Here is a 14,982-nt window from a genome sequence, read left to right as displayed (position 1 = left end):
CTTCCGCCTCACGCGTGCTGACTGCTGACGGACACCGTCTCGCCCGTCATGTACGAGGAGTAGCCGCTGGCCAGGAAGACGATGACGTTGGCCACCTCCCACGGCTCGGCGTATCGGCCGAACGCCTCCTTCTCGGTGAGTTCGGCGAGCAGTTCGGGGGTGGTCACCTTCACCAGGTGCGGATGCATGGCCAGGCTCGGCGCGACCGCGTTGACGCGTACGCCGTAGGCGGCGGCCTCGACGGCGGCGCAGCGGGTGAGGGCCATCACGCCGGCCTTGGCCGCGGCGTAGTGGGCCTGGCCGGCCTGGGCGCGCCAGCCGACGACGGAGGCGTTGTTGACGATGACGCCGCCGCGGCCGTCGGCCTTCATCCGGCGCAGCGCGGCGCGGGTGCAGCGGAAGGTGCCGCCCAGTGTGACGTCGATGACCTTCTGCCACTGCTCGTCGGTCATCTCGGTGAGCTCGGCGGTGCCGCCGAGCCCGGCGTTGTTGACGACGGCGTCGAGGCGGCCGTGGGCCTCCTCGGCGAGGTCGAGGAGCGAGGCCACCTGGTCCTCTTCGGTCACATCGCAGGCCGTCCCGGCGACCCGGTCCGCCCCGAACTCCCCGGCGAGCACCGTGACCGTCTCCTTCAGCCGGCGGGCGTGGGCGTCGCCGATGACGACGCGGGCGCCCTCCTCGAGGAATTTGCGCGCGGTGGCGCCGCCGATGCCGGTGCCCGCCGCGGCCGTGATGACGGCCGTACGGCCGGTGAGGAGGCCGTGGCCGGGGACGTAGGGCACTCGGTCGGCCTGGTTGCCCGCCTTGCTGTCCGCCTTGTTGTCCATCACGGCGCCACGGTAACCTACCAAACACTTGTTAGGGAACGGGGAGGGGGCGGGAGCTCCGGTGGATCTGGACCTGACCGAGCGACAGCAGGCGTTCCGGGACGAGGCGCGGCGGTGGCTCGCGGCCCATGTGCTCGCCGAGCCCCTGCCGTCCCTGGAGACCGCCGAGGGCTTCGCCGCCCACCGCGGCTGGGAGCGGACGCTCGCCTCGGGCCGATGGTCGGCGGTGAGCTGGCCCGATGAGTACGGCGGGCGGGGCGCGTCGCTCATCGAGTGGCTGCTGTTCGAAGAGGAGTACTACGCGGCGGGGGCGCCCGGCCGGGTCAGCCAGAACGGGATCAGCCTGCTGGCCCCCACGCTCTTCGAGCACGGCACGGCGGAGCAGCGGGCCCGGGTGCTGCCGCCGCTGGCCCGCGGCGAGGTCATCTGGGCGCAGGCCTGGTCCGAGCCCGAATCCGGTTCGGACCTCGCGTCCCTGCGCTCCACCGCCGAACGCACCGACGGCGGCTGGCTGTTGAACGGCCTGAAGACATGGTCGTCCCGGGCCGCCTTCGCCGACCGTGCCTTCGGCCTGTTCCGCAGCGACCGGGGGGCGTCGGCTCCCCACCGCGGACTCACGTATCTGATGTTCCCGCTGCGCGCGCCGGGCGTGACCGTGCGCCCCATCGGCCGGCTCGACGGCAAGCCCGCCTTCGCCGAGCTCTTTCTCGACCAGGTCTTCGTGCCCGACGAGGATGTGATCGGCGAGCCGGGCGACGGCTGGCGCGTGGCGATGAGCACGGCAGGGAACGAGCGCGGGCTGACCCTGCGCAGCCCGGGGCGGTTCACCGCGGCCGCGCGCCGTCTGGCGGCGCTGTGGCGCGAACGGGCCGCGGACACCACCCCCGAAACCGACCCCTGCGCCGACCCCGCGGCCGACGTCTCCTCCGCGCTGCGCGACCGGGTGGCCGACGCCGTGATCCGCGCCCGCGCGTATGAGCTCTTCGCCTACGCGGGCGCCTCCCGGCTGGCCGCCGGTGGCTCCCTGGGCGCCGAGTCGAGCCTCAACAAGATCTTCTGGTCCGAGCTGGACATCGCCCTCCACGAGACGGCCCTTGACCTGCTCGGACCCCACGGCGAACTCGCCGACTCCGCCCCCGACGCGCCCGCGCGCGGCGCCTGGGCGGATGGCTACACCTTCGCCCTGGCGGGCCCGGTCTACGCGGGCACCAACGAGATCCAGCGCGACATCATCGCCGAGCGGCTGCTCGGACTGCCGAAGGGCCGCAGATGAGGCGGGGTCCCCTGCCGGGACAAGCGATGAAGGGGCGGTACGGATGAGATTCCTGCTGGACCAGGAGCAGAAGGATTTCGGCCACACCCTGGACCGTATGCTCTCCGCCGCCGGGACCCCGGGGGCGGTACGGGCCTGGGCACGAGGCGAGCGCGAGCCGGGGCGGGCGGTGTGGGGGCGGCTGGGCGAGGCCGGGGTGTTCGCGCTGGCCATTCCGGAGGCGTACGAGGGCGCGGGACCGCTGCCGGTGGAGCTCGCCGTGGCATACGTCGAGGCGGGCCGGCACGGGGTGCCGGGGCCGCTGGTCGAGACGGCCGCCGCGGCGGTCCTGCTCGCGACGCTCGCCGAGCGCGGCGACGCGGCAGCGGCGGCGGCGAAGGACTGGCTGCCGCGCATCGCGGCGGGGCAGGCGATGGTCACGCTCGCGGCGCCCGCGGGCGGTCCGTACGCGCTGGACGCGGACGCCGCCGACGCGGTGTTCGCCGTCGAGGGCGAGCGGCTGCGGGCGGCTCCGGGGCACGGGCCGGTGCAGCCCTCGCTGGATCCGGCCAGGCGGCTGGCCCGGCCGCTCGGCGGCGGGGAGACGCTGGCAAGCGGCCCGGCCGTCGCGGCGGCGGCCGCGCGCGCCGCGGACTGGGCCGCGTTCGCGACGGCCGCCCAAGCACTCGGCACCGGGCTCGCGCTGCTGGAGCGGACCGTGGCATACGCCAGGCAGCGCACCCAGTTCGGCCGCCCGATCGGCTCGTTCCAGGCGGTCAAGCACCAGCTCGCGGACGTCCTCGTCGCCCTGGAGTTCGCCCGGCCGCTGCTGTACGGGGCCGCGCTGGCGCTTGCGGACGGCACCGGCCGGGCCGGCGCGGAGGTCGCCGCCGCCAAGGTCGCCGCGGGCGAGGCGGCGTACGCGGCGGCCAGGACCGCGCTGCAACTGCACGGCGCGATCGGCTACACGGACGAGTACGACCTGTCCTTGTGGCTCCGTAAAGCCCGTGCGCTGCGCGCCGCTTGGGGCTCGCCCTCCGTCTGCCGCGCCCGCGTCCTCGCGCCCTGAGTGGGCGCCGCCGGGAGCCGTCCACGTTGCTCCGGGAGCCGTCAGCCGATGACAGTTCGGCCGAAGGGTGCCGTCCGCTACACCGGGTGATCCATGCTGTGACGACCGACCGGCACGGACCAGCGGCTCGGCGGAGAGCGACGGAGAACAGAGGTATCGCGCACATGCACCGGACCCGGCCGACATTGGAGAGTGTGGCGCTGCACGCGGGCGTCTCGCGCGCCACGGTGTCCCGCGTCGTCAACGGCTCCACCAGGGTCGGCGAGGACGCCCGCGAGGCGGTGCAGCGGGCCATCCGGGAGCTGGGCTACGTCCCCAACCAGGCGGCCCGCAGCCTGGTCACCCAGCGCACCGACTCCTTCGCGCTCGTCCTGCCCGAGGAGCCGGGCCGGGTGTTCTCCGACGACCAGTTCTTCCCCGGCGTGGTGCGCGGGGTCAGCCAGCGGCTGGAGGAGGCCGACAAGCAGCTGGTGCTGATGATGGCCCGCTCCCCCGCCAGCCGGGACCGCATCGAGCGCTTCGCCCTGGCACGCCATGTCGACGGGGTCATGGTCGCCTCCGTACACGGCGCCGACCCGCTGCCCGCCTCCCTCGCCCGCATGGGCATCCCGGTGGTCTCCAACGAACGGCTGCTCGGCCCGGTGTCCCTGCCGTACGTCGGCGTGGACAACGTCGGGGGCGCGACCGCCGCCGTGCGCCATCTGGTGCGCTCCGGGCGCACCAGGATCGCCACCGTCGCGGGCCCACAGGACATGGTCGCCGGGATCGACCGGCTGACCGGCTACCGGGCGGCGCTGGACGAGGCGCGGCTGCCCGCGACCGTCGCCGTCGGTGACTTCACCCAGGAGTCGGGCGTGGCCGCGACGCGCGAGCTGCTGCGCGAAGAGCCGGGTCTCGACGCGGTGTTCGCGGCCTCCGACCTGATGGCGGTGGGGGTGCTGCGGGCGCTGCGGCAGACGGGCCGCCGGGTGCCGGACGACGTCGCCGTGGTCGGCTTCGACGATATCGAGACCACCCGCTACACCGATCCGCCGCTGACCACGGTCCGCCAGCCCATCGCTCACATCGGCAGGCGGCTCGCCCATCAACTGCTGCGCCTCGCCTCCGGCGAGCAGATCGAGCCGTCGCTGGTCCTGCCGACCGAACTGGTCCTGCGGGAGTCGGCCTGAAGCACCCCGGGGTTCCCGGGGTCAGTCCCCCGCGTATTGGGGCAGCAGGGCCCGCAGCTCGCGCTCGAAGGCGTCGTAGTGGCGGCGCAGATCGGCGCCCGGCCAGTCGGATGGCAGCAGCCCGGTGGGCAGGACCGGGTCGGCCAGGAGGTGGCGGAGCACCGCGGCCGCCACGGTGAACCGCTCGGCCGGTCCGTCGGCCCGCTCCAGCGCCGCCGACAGCAGCCGGGCCCGGGCGGCCCAGCCGTCCAGGTCCCACAGCCAGGCCGCGAGCCGGACCGGGTCGCCCTCGGGCGCGCCGGTGAGCCACGCGCACTGCTCGGCGGCGACGGCCGGGCGCGGCCGTACCAGGTTGGCGGGGCGCAGCCAGGTTCCTTCGCGCAGCTCGGCCAGGCGCAGGGCGGCCATGGCCTGGCGCAGCGCGGCCCGCTCGGGCGCGGCGCGGCGGTCGGAGGTGACGACCGCGATCTCCCAGCCGCCGTCCCAGCGCCGGGTACGGGGGGCGCGGCTGTCGTCCTGCCGGGCCTGGCGGGCCAGGAGGCGGTCGGTGAGCCGGTACGCGCCGCCGCTCTGCTCGAGGTCGCCGGCCGCGACCATACGGGTGAGCGCGACCCGGACGGTGCCCTCCGCGGCGCCGAACAGCGCCCCTGCGCGGACCAGGGCGCGGGCGGGCAGCTGGGGCGGATGGTGGCCGAGCAGGGTGCTGAGCACGATCGAGCGGGCCGTCAGCGGGCGCAGCGCGAGCGCCCCGGCGGCGGCGTTTCCGGCGGCGGCGCTGGGAGCGGCGGCACGGGGTTCAGCGGGATCGCGAGTGTCGCGGGTGTCGTCCATATGTGCCCGAACCCTATCCATTACAGTTCTTCGTCAAGCATGATGGAAGTGTAAGAGAGCAGGGCCCCCGCACACGAGGAGACGCCATGGGTGCCACGCATGAAGTCCTCAACCAGGCCCCGCCGCTGATCGACTTCAGCACGGCCGACGACCCGGCCCTGCTGGAGGCCCTGCGGCGGGACGGAGGGCGCTGGGGCGAGCAAGAGGTGCGGGAGCTGGGCGCGCTGGCCGGGTCCGCCGAGGTCCAGGACTGGGCGCGGATGGCCGAGGAGCACCCTCCGGTACTGCACACCCACGACCGGTACGGCCACCGCGTCGACGAGGTCGAGTACCACCCGGCCTACCACCAGCTGATGGCCGCCGCCGTGGCCGGCGGGCAGCACGCCGCCGCCTGGACCGAGACCCGGCCGGGGGCGCATCTGGTGCGCGCGGCCAAGTTCTACTGCTTCGCGCAGGCCGAGCCGGGCCATGGCTGCCCCATCTCCATGACGTACGCCGCGGTCCCGGCGCTGCGCGCCGAGCCGGAGCTGGCTGCCACCTACGAGCCGCTGCTGGCCGCCCGCGTCTACGACTTCGGGCTGCGCCCGCCGCTGGGCAAGCGGGGGCTGATCGCCGGTATGTCGATGACGGAGAAGCAGGGCGGCTCGGACGTACGGGCCAACACCACGCGGGCGCTCCCGCAGTCGGACGGCAGCTACCTGCTGACCGGTCACAAGTGGTTCACCTCCGCCCCGATGAGCGACATCTTCCTCACCCTCGCCCAGGCCGACGAGGGCCTGACCTGCTTCCTGGTGCCGCGTGTGCTGCCCGACGGGAGCCTCAACGCCATGCGGCTGCAGCGGCTCAAGAACAAGCTCGGCAACCGCTCCAACGCCTCCTCCGAGATCGAGTACGACGCCGCGGTGGCCTGGCGGGTCGGGGAGCCGGGCCGAGGGGTGCGCACGATCGTCGAGATGGTGAATGTGACCCGGCTGGACTGTGTGATCGGCTCGGCGGCGGGCATGCGGGCCGGGCTCCGGCAGGCCCTGCACCACACCGAGCACCGGCGGGCGTTCGGCGCGGAGCTGATCGACCAGCCGCTGATGCGCAATGTGCTCGCCGATCTGGCCGTCGAGTCGGAGGCCGCCACGACGCTCGCGATGCGGCTGGCGACGGCTCTGGACCGGGCCCAGGCCGGGGACGAGTCGGAGGCGGCGCTGCGCCGGCTGGGGCTGGCGGTGAGCAAGTACTGGGTGTGCAAGCGCGGCGCCACACACGCGGCCGAAGCTCTGGAGTGCCTGGGCGGCAACGGCTATGTCGAGGACTCCGGCATGCCGCGCCTGTACCGGGAGGCGCCGCTGCTGTCGATCTGGGAGGGCTCGGGCAATGTCGCGGCCCTCGACGTACTGCGCGCGCTGGGCCGCGAGTCGGGCGCGCTGGACGCCTTCCTGGCCGAGGTGGACACCGCCGCCGGGGCGGATGCGCGGCTGGACGCGGCCGTCGCCCGCCTCCGCGATCTGCTGCCGCAGCTCGCCGATCCACAGCGGGCGCAGCTGCTCGCCCGCCGCCTCGCCGAGCAGATGACGCTGGTCCTGCAGGGCAGTCTGCTGGTGCGGTACAGCCACCCCGCGGTGGCGGACGCGTTCTGCGCCTCGCGGCTCGACGGCGACTGGGGCCACGCCTTCGGCACCCTGCCGCCCGGCGTGGACACCGGCCCGATCCTGGACCGAGCGCGGCTCAAGGACGCGCGGTGACCGTCTTTTAAGGCCGCTGTTTCGCGCTTTCAATGCCGCTGTTCGAGGCCGCGGCCCTGCCGGGCGCCCAGCACGACAGAGCCACAGCCCGGACGGGCGGATTCCGCGCAAATTCACCTATTCGGGGGAATCCACGCGGGCATACGGCTGTAACGGGTCCGATCAGCCGAAGATCTCGGTCGTGAACCGATGGCAACGCACGTTGCGTTCAGGGATTCTCGCCACGGCCCTGGTACTCGCCTCGGCGGGGGCGGGCCCCGTGGCCGAGGCGGACCGGGCCGGGGCTGACGGGCCCGACCACTCGGCACATGGCCCGCACGGGGGCATCCACCTCCACATCGAGGTGCGCATTCCGGGTCTCGACGTGATCTGGCCGGGGTGGTGTCCGACGCCGACGCCCACCCCCACAAAGACCCCGACGCCGACTCCTACGCCCACGCCGACGCCGACGGACACCCCCAGGCCGACCCCCACCCCCACGCATACGTCGACGCCGACGCCCACCCCCACGCAGACGACCGCACCCACGCCGACGCACCGCCCCACCCACACCGCGGCGCCCACCCCTCCCGCGAAGCCCTCCTCGGCCGCGCCGCCCCCCGCACGCCCCACCGCGCCCCCGGCGCCGTCCCGGTCGGCCGCCAAGAAGCCGCCCAGGACGCCGCTGCCGAGCTCACCGACGCCGACCGGCCCGCCCCGTACCGCGGAGTTGCGCTCGTACCACGCGCCCGCCCCCCAAAAGCCGGGCGGCGGCGTCTCGTTGGTCACCTTCACCCTGCTGATCACCGCGCCCGCGGTGCTCGCGGCCGCCGCCCTGCGCCCCCGTTCGCGCTCGCGCTCCGCCGCGCGCGGCCGCGGGGCGCGCGGCTGACGCCGACGCCGAGACCTGACGGAGGTTGTCCATGCCCGAATGGCTGATTCTGATTCTCGTGACGGCGGGGGTCTGTGCGCTCGTCGTGGCCGTCACGCTGCTCAACCAGCGGCGGGTCCCCGAGGACGACGACCCCTCGGAGACCCCCGATGTCATCGAGTACATGACCATGATGATCGGCGTGGTGTACGCCATCGTGCTGGGCCTGGCCATCGCCGGCGTCTGGGAGGCGCGCGGCGCCGCTCAGGACGGCGTGCGCACGGAGGCGCAGGCGCTGCACGAGGTGAGCGAGCGCGCGGCCGGCTACCCCGCGCCGGTACGCGACCGCATCCGCGCGGACGCCCGGACGTATGCGGACCATGTGGTGTCCAAGGAGTGGCAGGTGATGATCGACAAGGGCGAGCTCACCGACCGCGGCGCCACGCTGCTGGCCGAGTTGCGGCGCGATGTCACCGACTACACACCGCGCACCGAGCGCGAGTGGCATATCTACCAGCCGCTGGTGGACCAGGTCGCCGCGGTGGACGCCGCCCGCCAGGCACGGGCACAGAACGCCGGGCCGACGATGCCCAGAGTGGTCTGGATCGGGCTGGTCGTCGGCGCGGCGCTGGTGGTCGGGCTGCTGTTCACGCTGCAGATCCGCCGCACACCGCGCGAGTTGGCGATGTCCGCGATGTTCTGCGCGCTGATGGTCTTTCTGCTCTTCCTCGTCTGGGACTTCGACGCGCCCTTCGGCCGGTCGGTCGGTGACGCGGCCGACCCGTTCAGCGATCTGTTTCCCAGCTGATCGGCAGGTGTTTGAGGCCGTTCTGGAAGTTGGACGTGAGCCGCGCCGGCTCGCCTGCCCGGCGCAGCCCGGGCAGACGGGTCAGCGCGCTGCGCAGCATCGCGCGCATCTGGAGCCGGGCGAGGTGCGCGCCCAGGCAGAAGTGCGGGCCATGGCCGAAGCTGACGTGGTCGTTGGGGCCGCGGGTGATGTCGAAGCGGTCGGGGTCGTCGAAGACCGTCTCGTCGCGGTTGGCGGAGGCGTGGTAGACGACGACCTTGTCGCCGCGCCGGATGCGCTGCCCGCCCAGCTCCGCCTCGCGGGTCGCGGTGCGGCGGAAGTCGATGACGGGCGGCCAGAAACGCAGCATCTCCTCCACGGCGGAATCGGTCAGCTCCGGGCGGGCCAACAGGAGTTCATGGCTCTCGGGGCGGTCCAGCAGGGTCAGCAGCCCGCCGGGGATGCCGTTGCGCAGGGTCTCGTTCCCGGCCACCGCGAAGAGGAAGAACATGTTCTCGAACTCCTCGCGGCTCAGACCGCCCTCCCGTAGGTGGGCCATCACGGTGCCGGGCCGGGGCCGTTCGGCCAGCGCGTGGGCGTAGGCGAACATATCGGCCAGGGCCTCGCGGGAGCGCGGATTCATCGGCCGGCCGTCCGGGCGGGTCAGCGACCGCGGCCGGTGGACGAGGGCCGCGCGCGCCATCGGGCTGAGCCCCGCGGCCTCGGTGGTGCTGGAGGCGGCGTATTCGGCGTCCTGGTAGCCGATGACCCGGCTCGCCCAGTCGAACAGCAGCCCCCGGTCGCTCTCGGGGACGCCCATGACATGGGCCAGCGTCCACACCGGCAGATCCGCCGCGAGCTCCACGAAGTCGGCCTCGCCGCGCGGTGCCACGCCCTCGACGAGCGCCCGCGCGCGTGCCTCGATGACCGTCCGGAGCTCGCGCACCGCGCGCGGGGTGAAGGCCGCCGCGACGACCCGCCGCGTCCGGGAGTGGTCCGGCGGGTCCTGATTGAGCATCATCGCCCGGACGAACTCCAGATCGCCGGGCGTATCCGGGTCGCGGATCTGGGTGGCACCCAGATGGGAGGAGAAGACCTCCGGGGTGCGCAACACATGTTTGACGTCGGCGTGCCGGAAGACCGCCCAGAAGCCGGGGCCCGCGGGCCACGCCCCGACCGCGGGTTCCTCGATCCAGCAGACGGGGCGGGTGGCGCGCGCCTCGGCGAAGAGCGCGTACGGGACACCGGCGGCGTAGGTCTCGGGCAGGAACACCGCGTCAGGGTTCACAGCCGTGACCGTACGGCGCCACCCGCCGGTGCCGTCAAGACGGGCGCGTACGGGATGCCGGCGGGTCAGGACACCGGCACCGGCAGCACCCGGCGCAGCGGGTCCTCCGGCAGCAGCCCGTGGCGCTTCCACTCCCTCGGATAGCCGACCGACACCTCCTGGAAGCGCACCCCGTCCTCCACGGTGGTCCTGGGAATGTGCAGATGTCCGTAGACCACGGTCTCGGCGCGGAACCGCACATGCCAGTCGGCGCTGAGCTCGGTGCCGCACCACAGGGCGAAGTCGGGGTAGCGCAGCACCCGGGTGGGCAGCCGGGTCAGCGGCCAGTGGTTGATGAGCACCGTCCGCAGCTCGGGGTCGCATGCCTCGAGCCGCGCCTCGGTCTCCTTGACGCGGGCCCGGCACCACGCGTCGAGGGTGGCGTACGGCTCCGGGTGGAGGAAGTGCTCGTCGGTGCACACGACCCCTGCCTCGTGCGCATGGGCGAGGGCCGCCTCCTTGGTCTCCAGGCCCTCGAGTCGGAACGAGTAGTCGTAGAGCAGGAAGAGCGGGGCGATGGTCAGCGGCCCGCCGATGCCCTCCCACACCGGGTAGGGGTCCTCGGGGGTGACGATCCCCTTCGCCCGGCACATGTCCACCAGCGCCTGGTAGCGCCGTACGCCACGGGACTTCTCCGGGTCCTTGGGGTGGCTCCACAGCTCATGGTTGCCGGGCGACCAGATGACCTTGGCGAAGCGCTCGCTCAGCAGGCCCAGCGCCCACTCGATATCGGCGAACAGCTCGCCGACGTCCCCGGCGACGATCAGCCAGTCGTCGTCCGAGCCCGGCCGCAGCCGTTCCACGATCTCCCGGTTCTCCTGGTAGGCCACGTGCAGATCACTGACGGCGAGAAGCTCGCCACGGTGCGTTCCGCCCATCGATTCTCCTGTCGTACGGTGCCGGTCATGGTGGGTCGCGGCGCGGGCGCCGCGGTCCGGGCCGGTTGATCACCTACCCTTTCCTGGCGCTAGCCTCGCAGATGTGGTGGACAAACTCCCCGCGTCCTTCGAACGCGGAACGGACGGCCCGAAAGTCATCGTGGTCGGAGTGGACGGCTCCGATTCTTCCTGGCGCGCCGCGTCGTACGCGGCCGGCCTGGCCCGGCGGCAGCGCGCGCTGCTCGCCGTGGTCTACGTACAGCCGGTGCTGGCCGCGGGGGCGGCACTGGGGGCCTCGGTGGCCCAGACCACCGAGCAGGTCGCCGAGGAGCTGATCCAGGAGATCCGTCAGGCGGCGGAGCGGCTGCGCGGGGTCTTCGAGGTGCGCTGGGAGTTCCACACCTTCCGCGGCGATCCGTACAACGGCCTGGTGCAGGCGGCCGACGAGCTCAAGGCCGACGCCGTGGTGGTGGGCGCGTCGGAGCAGGCGGGGCACCGCTTCGTCGGCTCGGTCGCGATCCGGCTGGTCAAGGCCGGGCGCTGGCCGGTGACCGTGGTGCCCTGACCGGGGCGGCCGGGCGGCCGGTCACACGTCCGTACGAGGCGTTACGAGCGACCTTGCCCGCCGGGCGTCAGGAGTCGGTGTCCTCGATCCGGAAGCCGATCTTCAGCCCTACCTGGTAGTGCGCGATCCGCCCTTGTTCCATGTGTCCGCGAATCTCGGTGACTTCGAACCAATCAAGCTCACGCAGGGTCTTCGACGCCCGGTCGATACCGCTCGCGATCGCGGCGTCGACGCCGTCCCCCGATGACCCGACGACCTCGACAACGCGGTATATGTGGTTGGACATGGTCCTTCCCCTCACCGTGGAACTGCCCCTCCCACCGTGCATCACGCCGCCCCCGTCCGCGACTCGATGACGCGCGGGGCCACCGGGCGCGTCCCTGGCCATCAGGCCCTGTTGCTGCGAACATGGGCTCTCTGACCTGCAGTTGGGGCAGGGAGTCGCGCGGGTGACGCGATCACCTCGCGGCGGCGGCATCGACAGCACACGGGGGATGTCATGACGGAGCCGGCACGCCCGGACGGCCAGTGGTCACCGCAGAGCCCGCCGCCACAGGGCGGCGCGTACGGTCCACCTCCACCGCAGGGCGGCGGGTTCGGCCCGCCCCCGGACGCCTTCGGGCCGCCGCCGGAGCCCCCGTACGCGCCCCCGCAGGGCACCCCGTACCCACCCCCGCAGCACTCCCCCTACGGACCGCCGCCGGGCCCACCGTACTGGCCCCCGCCGCCCCCACCGCCGGCCCCGGGGCCGCACGGCGGAGCGCGGCGGCTGCTGCCCTCGGGGCGGCGCGGGCGGCTCTTGCTGTTCGGCGGGGTCGGTGCGCTGATCTTGGCGCTGGTGGCCGGGCTGCTGCTCTGGAACGACACCTCGGGATCGGAGGAGCCGCAGGCGAAGCGGAAGAGCCTGCCGAAGCTGAACCTGGCGCCGTTCCGGCAGGCGGTCGACAATCTTCTGCTCGCCCCCGGCCTGCGATACGAGGAATCCTCGCCGACCGACACCACGAAGCGGGACATCACCGTCACCGCCTCCGGAAGCCGCTTCGGCACCATGGGCCACGGCCAGAAGTCACTCGACCGCGAAATCTTGAACGTGGGCGGCAAGACCTTCACCCGCTGGCGGGTGGACCCCGCACCCGACAAGGACGCCAAGCCCGGCAAGGAGGCTCCCGGCACGTGGGAGGCCGGGTACGGGAGCGGCGCCGACTCGGCGAAGGAAGTGGTCGAACGCCGTCCGTCCCCGGCCGCGCTGGCGACTCAGCTCTCCCGGGCCCTGGACGCCTTGGAGGGCACCCCGGCCCCGAGCGAGTCGGCTCGGTCACCCCGCACGGTGCGCGGCACACCGGCCCTCGCGGTGGACACGTCCGCGGGCCGTCTGCTCATCACCGAGAAGAAGCCGCACCGAGTGCTGCGCCTGGAGCCCTACGCCCCGTCCCGGCTGACGGAACCCACGCCGAGCGGGGCCGCCGGCAAGGTGAGCCTGACCACGGCCAAGGATTCCCCGGAGGTGACGGACGGCCCTCTCGAGGGCAGTGATTCCCAGGGCATGGACCTCGCCCCGGTCACCGGGGATGACGTCGACCCGATGCTCGACACCCTGGAGAAGCGGACCAAGGAACTCAACAACGCCACCGACAGCGGCATCTCCCTCACGCTCAGCGGTTCGGGGTCGGTCAAGTGCGGCTCCGGGGGCTGCACCGCCGGCCAGAGCTTCACCGGACAGATCACCACCAGCGCGAAGAGCCGCCTGGTGGACGGCAAGGTCACTGCCGTCATGAACGCCACCTTCACCATCGACGGCAGGTCCGCCGGCGGGTGCACGAGTCAGCAGGGCACCTTCGCCGTCACCGGCACCAGCGTCTCGGGCAACCTGTCCTGCTCCAACCCGGGCGCCGGCCCGACCTTCGCCTCGATCGAGGCACAGAAGAAGGCGGAGGCCCGGGCCCGCTCCCGGGCGAACGGCGGCCGACCGGTCCAGTACCGCATCCCGTACACCTCCCGCACCCTGGTCACCGCCCGCGCGCTGGCGACGGTCGAGGTGAAGCGGCTCGTGGACCGGGTGAAGCAGGAGCGGAACAGCGCGAACTGCGCCAGGCCGCACAGCTTCCCCACCGGCACCCGGGTGCTCCTCGCCGACGGCACCCGCCGCCCCATCGAGGAGATCCGCCCCGGCGACCGGGTGACGGCCAGCGACCCCGTACGCGGAATCACCGCGGCACGGCCGGTGACCCAGGTCTTCACGACCTACGGCGACAAGGATTTCACCCGGATCACCGTCGCCACGGACCGAGGGCCCGCCACCCTCACGGCGACCGACAACCACCCGTTCTGGCTGGCCGACGCACAGCAGTGGAAAAAGGCCGGCGACCTCCGCCCCGGCAATATGCTCCGGAGCGCCAAGGGCGCGCCCCTTCGGGTCACCGCGGTCCTGGACCAGCGGATCCGGCAGCGCACATACGACCTCTCGGTCGGCGGAATACACACGTACTATGTGCTGACGAAGACCGCCGCGGTCCTGGTCCACAACAACGGCAACTGCAACCCGATCACACGTCAGCAGTCCGACGACATCGCCAAGTACCTGGGCTACAGAAACACCGGCAAAAAATCCGCCGGAGGATCCCCGATCTGGGAGCACAAGAAGCCGGGGCGGACTCTTCCGCGCTACATCACCTGGGACCGGACCGGGCACAAGGGCGGTATTTTCAAGGGCGCCAACTTCAAAAATCCCTTCCAGTCCACCAAGGACTCGGCCCGGGACGGCACCTACGATTTGGATGTCGGACCCAATGGAGAGATACGAGGCCTCAAGTGGATCGCGAAGTAGTCACCGAGCTGGCCGTCGGCCCTCGTGACGAAAACGTGCGAGACGCGCTCAGCGAAGCCGAGGGCTGGGATGCTTACGCCGCGGAGTTGCGCGGAGTGCTCGGGGCCGTGATCGAGGCGAGCGGCGCGGCCAGGCTCGAGGTCGGCGAGTTGTTCGTCGGCCAGCCGTTGCCCGACGAGCTCTCCGCGCTCCGCAACGGGCTGGAGATCAGCCCGCGGGAGGCTGTGGACCTCGCCGTGGGCATGGCGGCCGGTCACGGTCCCTACTGCCGGCTGACCAGCGCGGATCAGCTGCGCATCGAATCGGGATGGAATGGTTTCGTGCATCTTCTTCTGACGCCGGAAATGGCCGGCCGGATGGCGGGCCTGCACGGCGACGACGTGAGTCTCGAATGGCGCACCGCGGCACCGGAACCCGCGGATGAGTCACGGATCGTCGGCAGACCGGCCGATGCGGAATTCTGGGCCGCCGTACGAACAGCTACCACGGAGCTGACCCTGCTGTGCGAGCGCTGGGCGTACGGCGCGTACGGCTACCGATGGTTCCAGGTGACCCCGGAAAACTCCGCCGAGGTGGCCGAATCCGTCCGCCCTCGCTCACTGCTGTGTGTCGTGTCCGACCCCGAATTGCGGCTCGACGCGGATCTGCTGGACGACGACTTCACGGCCTTCAAGGCTCCATTGACGCCCGGAGAGTTGACCTACCGTTCCTATCCGGGTGGCGCGGACTCTCTCGCCGAAATCACCGACGAGGGCTTCACGTTCATGCTCAAGGATTCCGCCATGGAGAACTGGCGCGCCGTCGTGCCGGACTCCGACGGAGTGGTCAGAGCGCGATGGGAGGATTTCACGGAAGAGGACGGGTAGCCGT

At 72.6% G+C, this 14,982-nt stretch carries 14 protein-coding genes; 8 read left to right on the top strand and 6 right to left on the bottom strand.

From position 1 onward, the window contains the following. Window positions 1–8: 8 nt before the first annotated feature. Window positions 9–827: an SDR family oxidoreductase gene (locus ACFV2X_RS05300; protein WP_385612337.1), complete on the bottom strand. Its 819-nt coding sequence runs from the start codon at window positions 825–827 to the stop codon at window positions 9–11. Between the two features lie 61 nt (window positions 828–888). On the opposite strand from ACFV2X_RS05300, the gene ACFV2X_RS05295 reads away from it, so the two are divergent. The 3 genes from ACFV2X_RS05295 to ACFV2X_RS05285 all read left to right on the top strand — a co-directional run bounded on the left by ACFV2X_RS05295 (window position 889) and on the right by ACFV2X_RS05285 (window position 4,317). Beyond that, entirely contained in the window at window positions 889–2,100 is a 1,212-nt protein-coding gene (locus tag ACFV2X_RS05295) for an acyl-CoA dehydrogenase family protein (RefSeq protein WP_385611676.1), read from the top strand. A 43-nt stretch (window positions 2,101–2,143) separates the two neighbouring features. Further along, window positions 2,144–3,148 (top strand): acyl-CoA dehydrogenase family protein, encoded by a 1,005-nt coding sequence (locus ACFV2X_RS05290; protein ID WP_385611674.1) that lies wholly within the window; start codon window positions 2,144–2,146, stop codon window positions 3,146–3,148. Between the two features lie 164 nt (window positions 3,149–3,312). After that, the gene (locus ACFV2X_RS05285; protein WP_385611672.1) at window positions 3,313–4,317 is read left to right on the top strand and encodes a LacI family DNA-binding transcriptional regulator; all 1,005 of its coding nucleotides are present in this window, start codon (window positions 3,313–3,315) and stop codon (window positions 4,315–4,317) included. Window positions 4,318–4,338: 21 nt separating this feature from the next. Here the strand turns inward: ACFV2X_RS05285 and ACFV2X_RS05280 are convergent, their stop codons facing one another. Next, a complete protein-coding gene (locus ACFV2X_RS05280) occupies window positions 4,339–5,148 on the bottom strand; it encodes a PaaX family transcriptional regulator C-terminal domain-containing protein (protein WP_385611670.1) in 810 nt (269 codons plus the stop codon). 86 nt (window positions 5,149–5,234) lie between these two features. On the opposite strand from ACFV2X_RS05280, the gene ACFV2X_RS05275 reads away from it, so the two are divergent. Further along, window positions 5,235–6,881 (top strand): acyl-CoA dehydrogenase family protein, encoded by a 1,647-nt coding sequence (locus ACFV2X_RS05275; RefSeq protein ID WP_385611669.1) that lies wholly within the window; start codon window positions 5,235–5,237, stop codon window positions 6,879–6,881. 162 nt (window positions 6,882–7,043) lie between these two features. On the opposite strand, the gene ACFV2X_RS05270 is transcribed toward ACFV2X_RS05275, so the two are convergent. After that, complete coding sequence (locus ACFV2X_RS05270; protein WP_385611668.1) at window positions 7,044–7,649, bottom strand: hypothetical protein; 606 nt, start codon at window positions 7,647–7,649, stop codon at window positions 7,044–7,046. A gap of 134 nt (window positions 7,650–7,783) precedes the next feature. On the opposite strand from ACFV2X_RS05270, the gene ACFV2X_RS05265 reads away from it, so the two are divergent. Continuing rightward, window positions 7,784–8,539 (top strand): hypothetical protein, encoded by a 756-nt coding sequence (locus ACFV2X_RS05265; protein WP_385611666.1) that lies wholly within the window; start codon window positions 7,784–7,786, stop codon window positions 8,537–8,539. Here the strand turns inward: ACFV2X_RS05265 and ACFV2X_RS05260 are convergent. Continuing rightward, entirely contained in the window at window positions 8,517–9,806 is a 1,290-nt protein-coding gene (locus ACFV2X_RS05260; protein ID WP_385611663.1) for a cytochrome P450, read from the bottom strand. The two genes, ACFV2X_RS05265 and ACFV2X_RS05260, sit on opposite strands and share 23 nt — an antisense overlap. Before the next feature lie 65 nt (window positions 9,807–9,871). Further along, entirely contained in the window at window positions 9,872–10,723 is an 852-nt protein-coding gene (locus tag ACFV2X_RS05255; protein WP_385611661.1) for a metallophosphoesterase family protein, read from the bottom strand. Window positions 10,724–10,826: 103 nt separating this feature from the next. On the opposite strand from ACFV2X_RS05255, the gene ACFV2X_RS05250 reads away from it, so the two are divergent. Beyond that, window positions 10,827–11,288 carry a universal stress protein gene (locus ACFV2X_RS05250; RefSeq protein WP_385611659.1) on the top strand — a complete coding sequence of 154 codons (462 nt, stop codon included), beginning with the start codon at window positions 10,827–10,829 and terminating at the stop codon, window positions 11,286–11,288. 67 nt (window positions 11,289–11,355) lie between these two features. On the opposite strand, the gene ACFV2X_RS05245 is transcribed toward ACFV2X_RS05250, so the two are convergent. Further along, window positions 11,356–11,574: a dodecin gene (locus ACFV2X_RS05245; protein ID WP_385611656.1), complete on the bottom strand. Its 219-nt coding sequence runs from the start codon at window positions 11,572–11,574 to the stop codon at window positions 11,356–11,358. Window positions 11,575–11,787: 213 nt separating this feature from the next. Here ACFV2X_RS05245 and ACFV2X_RS05240 point away from each other — a divergent pair, with 213 nt between their 5' ends. Next, entirely contained in the window at window positions 11,788–14,112 is a 2,325-nt protein-coding gene (locus ACFV2X_RS05240; protein WP_385611653.1) for a toxin C-terminal domain-containing protein, read from the top strand. Further along, entirely contained in the window at window positions 14,097–14,978 is an 882-nt protein-coding gene (locus ACFV2X_RS05235) for a hypothetical protein (protein WP_385611651.1), read from the top strand. The genes ACFV2X_RS05240 and ACFV2X_RS05235 overlap by 16 nt, the downstream gene beginning before the upstream one ends. The last annotated feature ends 4 nt before the right edge of the window (window positions 14,979–14,982 follow it).

Source organism: Streptomyces sp. NPDC059679, from assembly GCF_042734105.1.
Lineage (GTDB): Bacteria > Actinomycetota > Actinomycetes > Streptomycetales > Streptomycetaceae > Streptomyces.
This window is presented reverse-complemented; position numbering and strand designations above follow the sequence as displayed.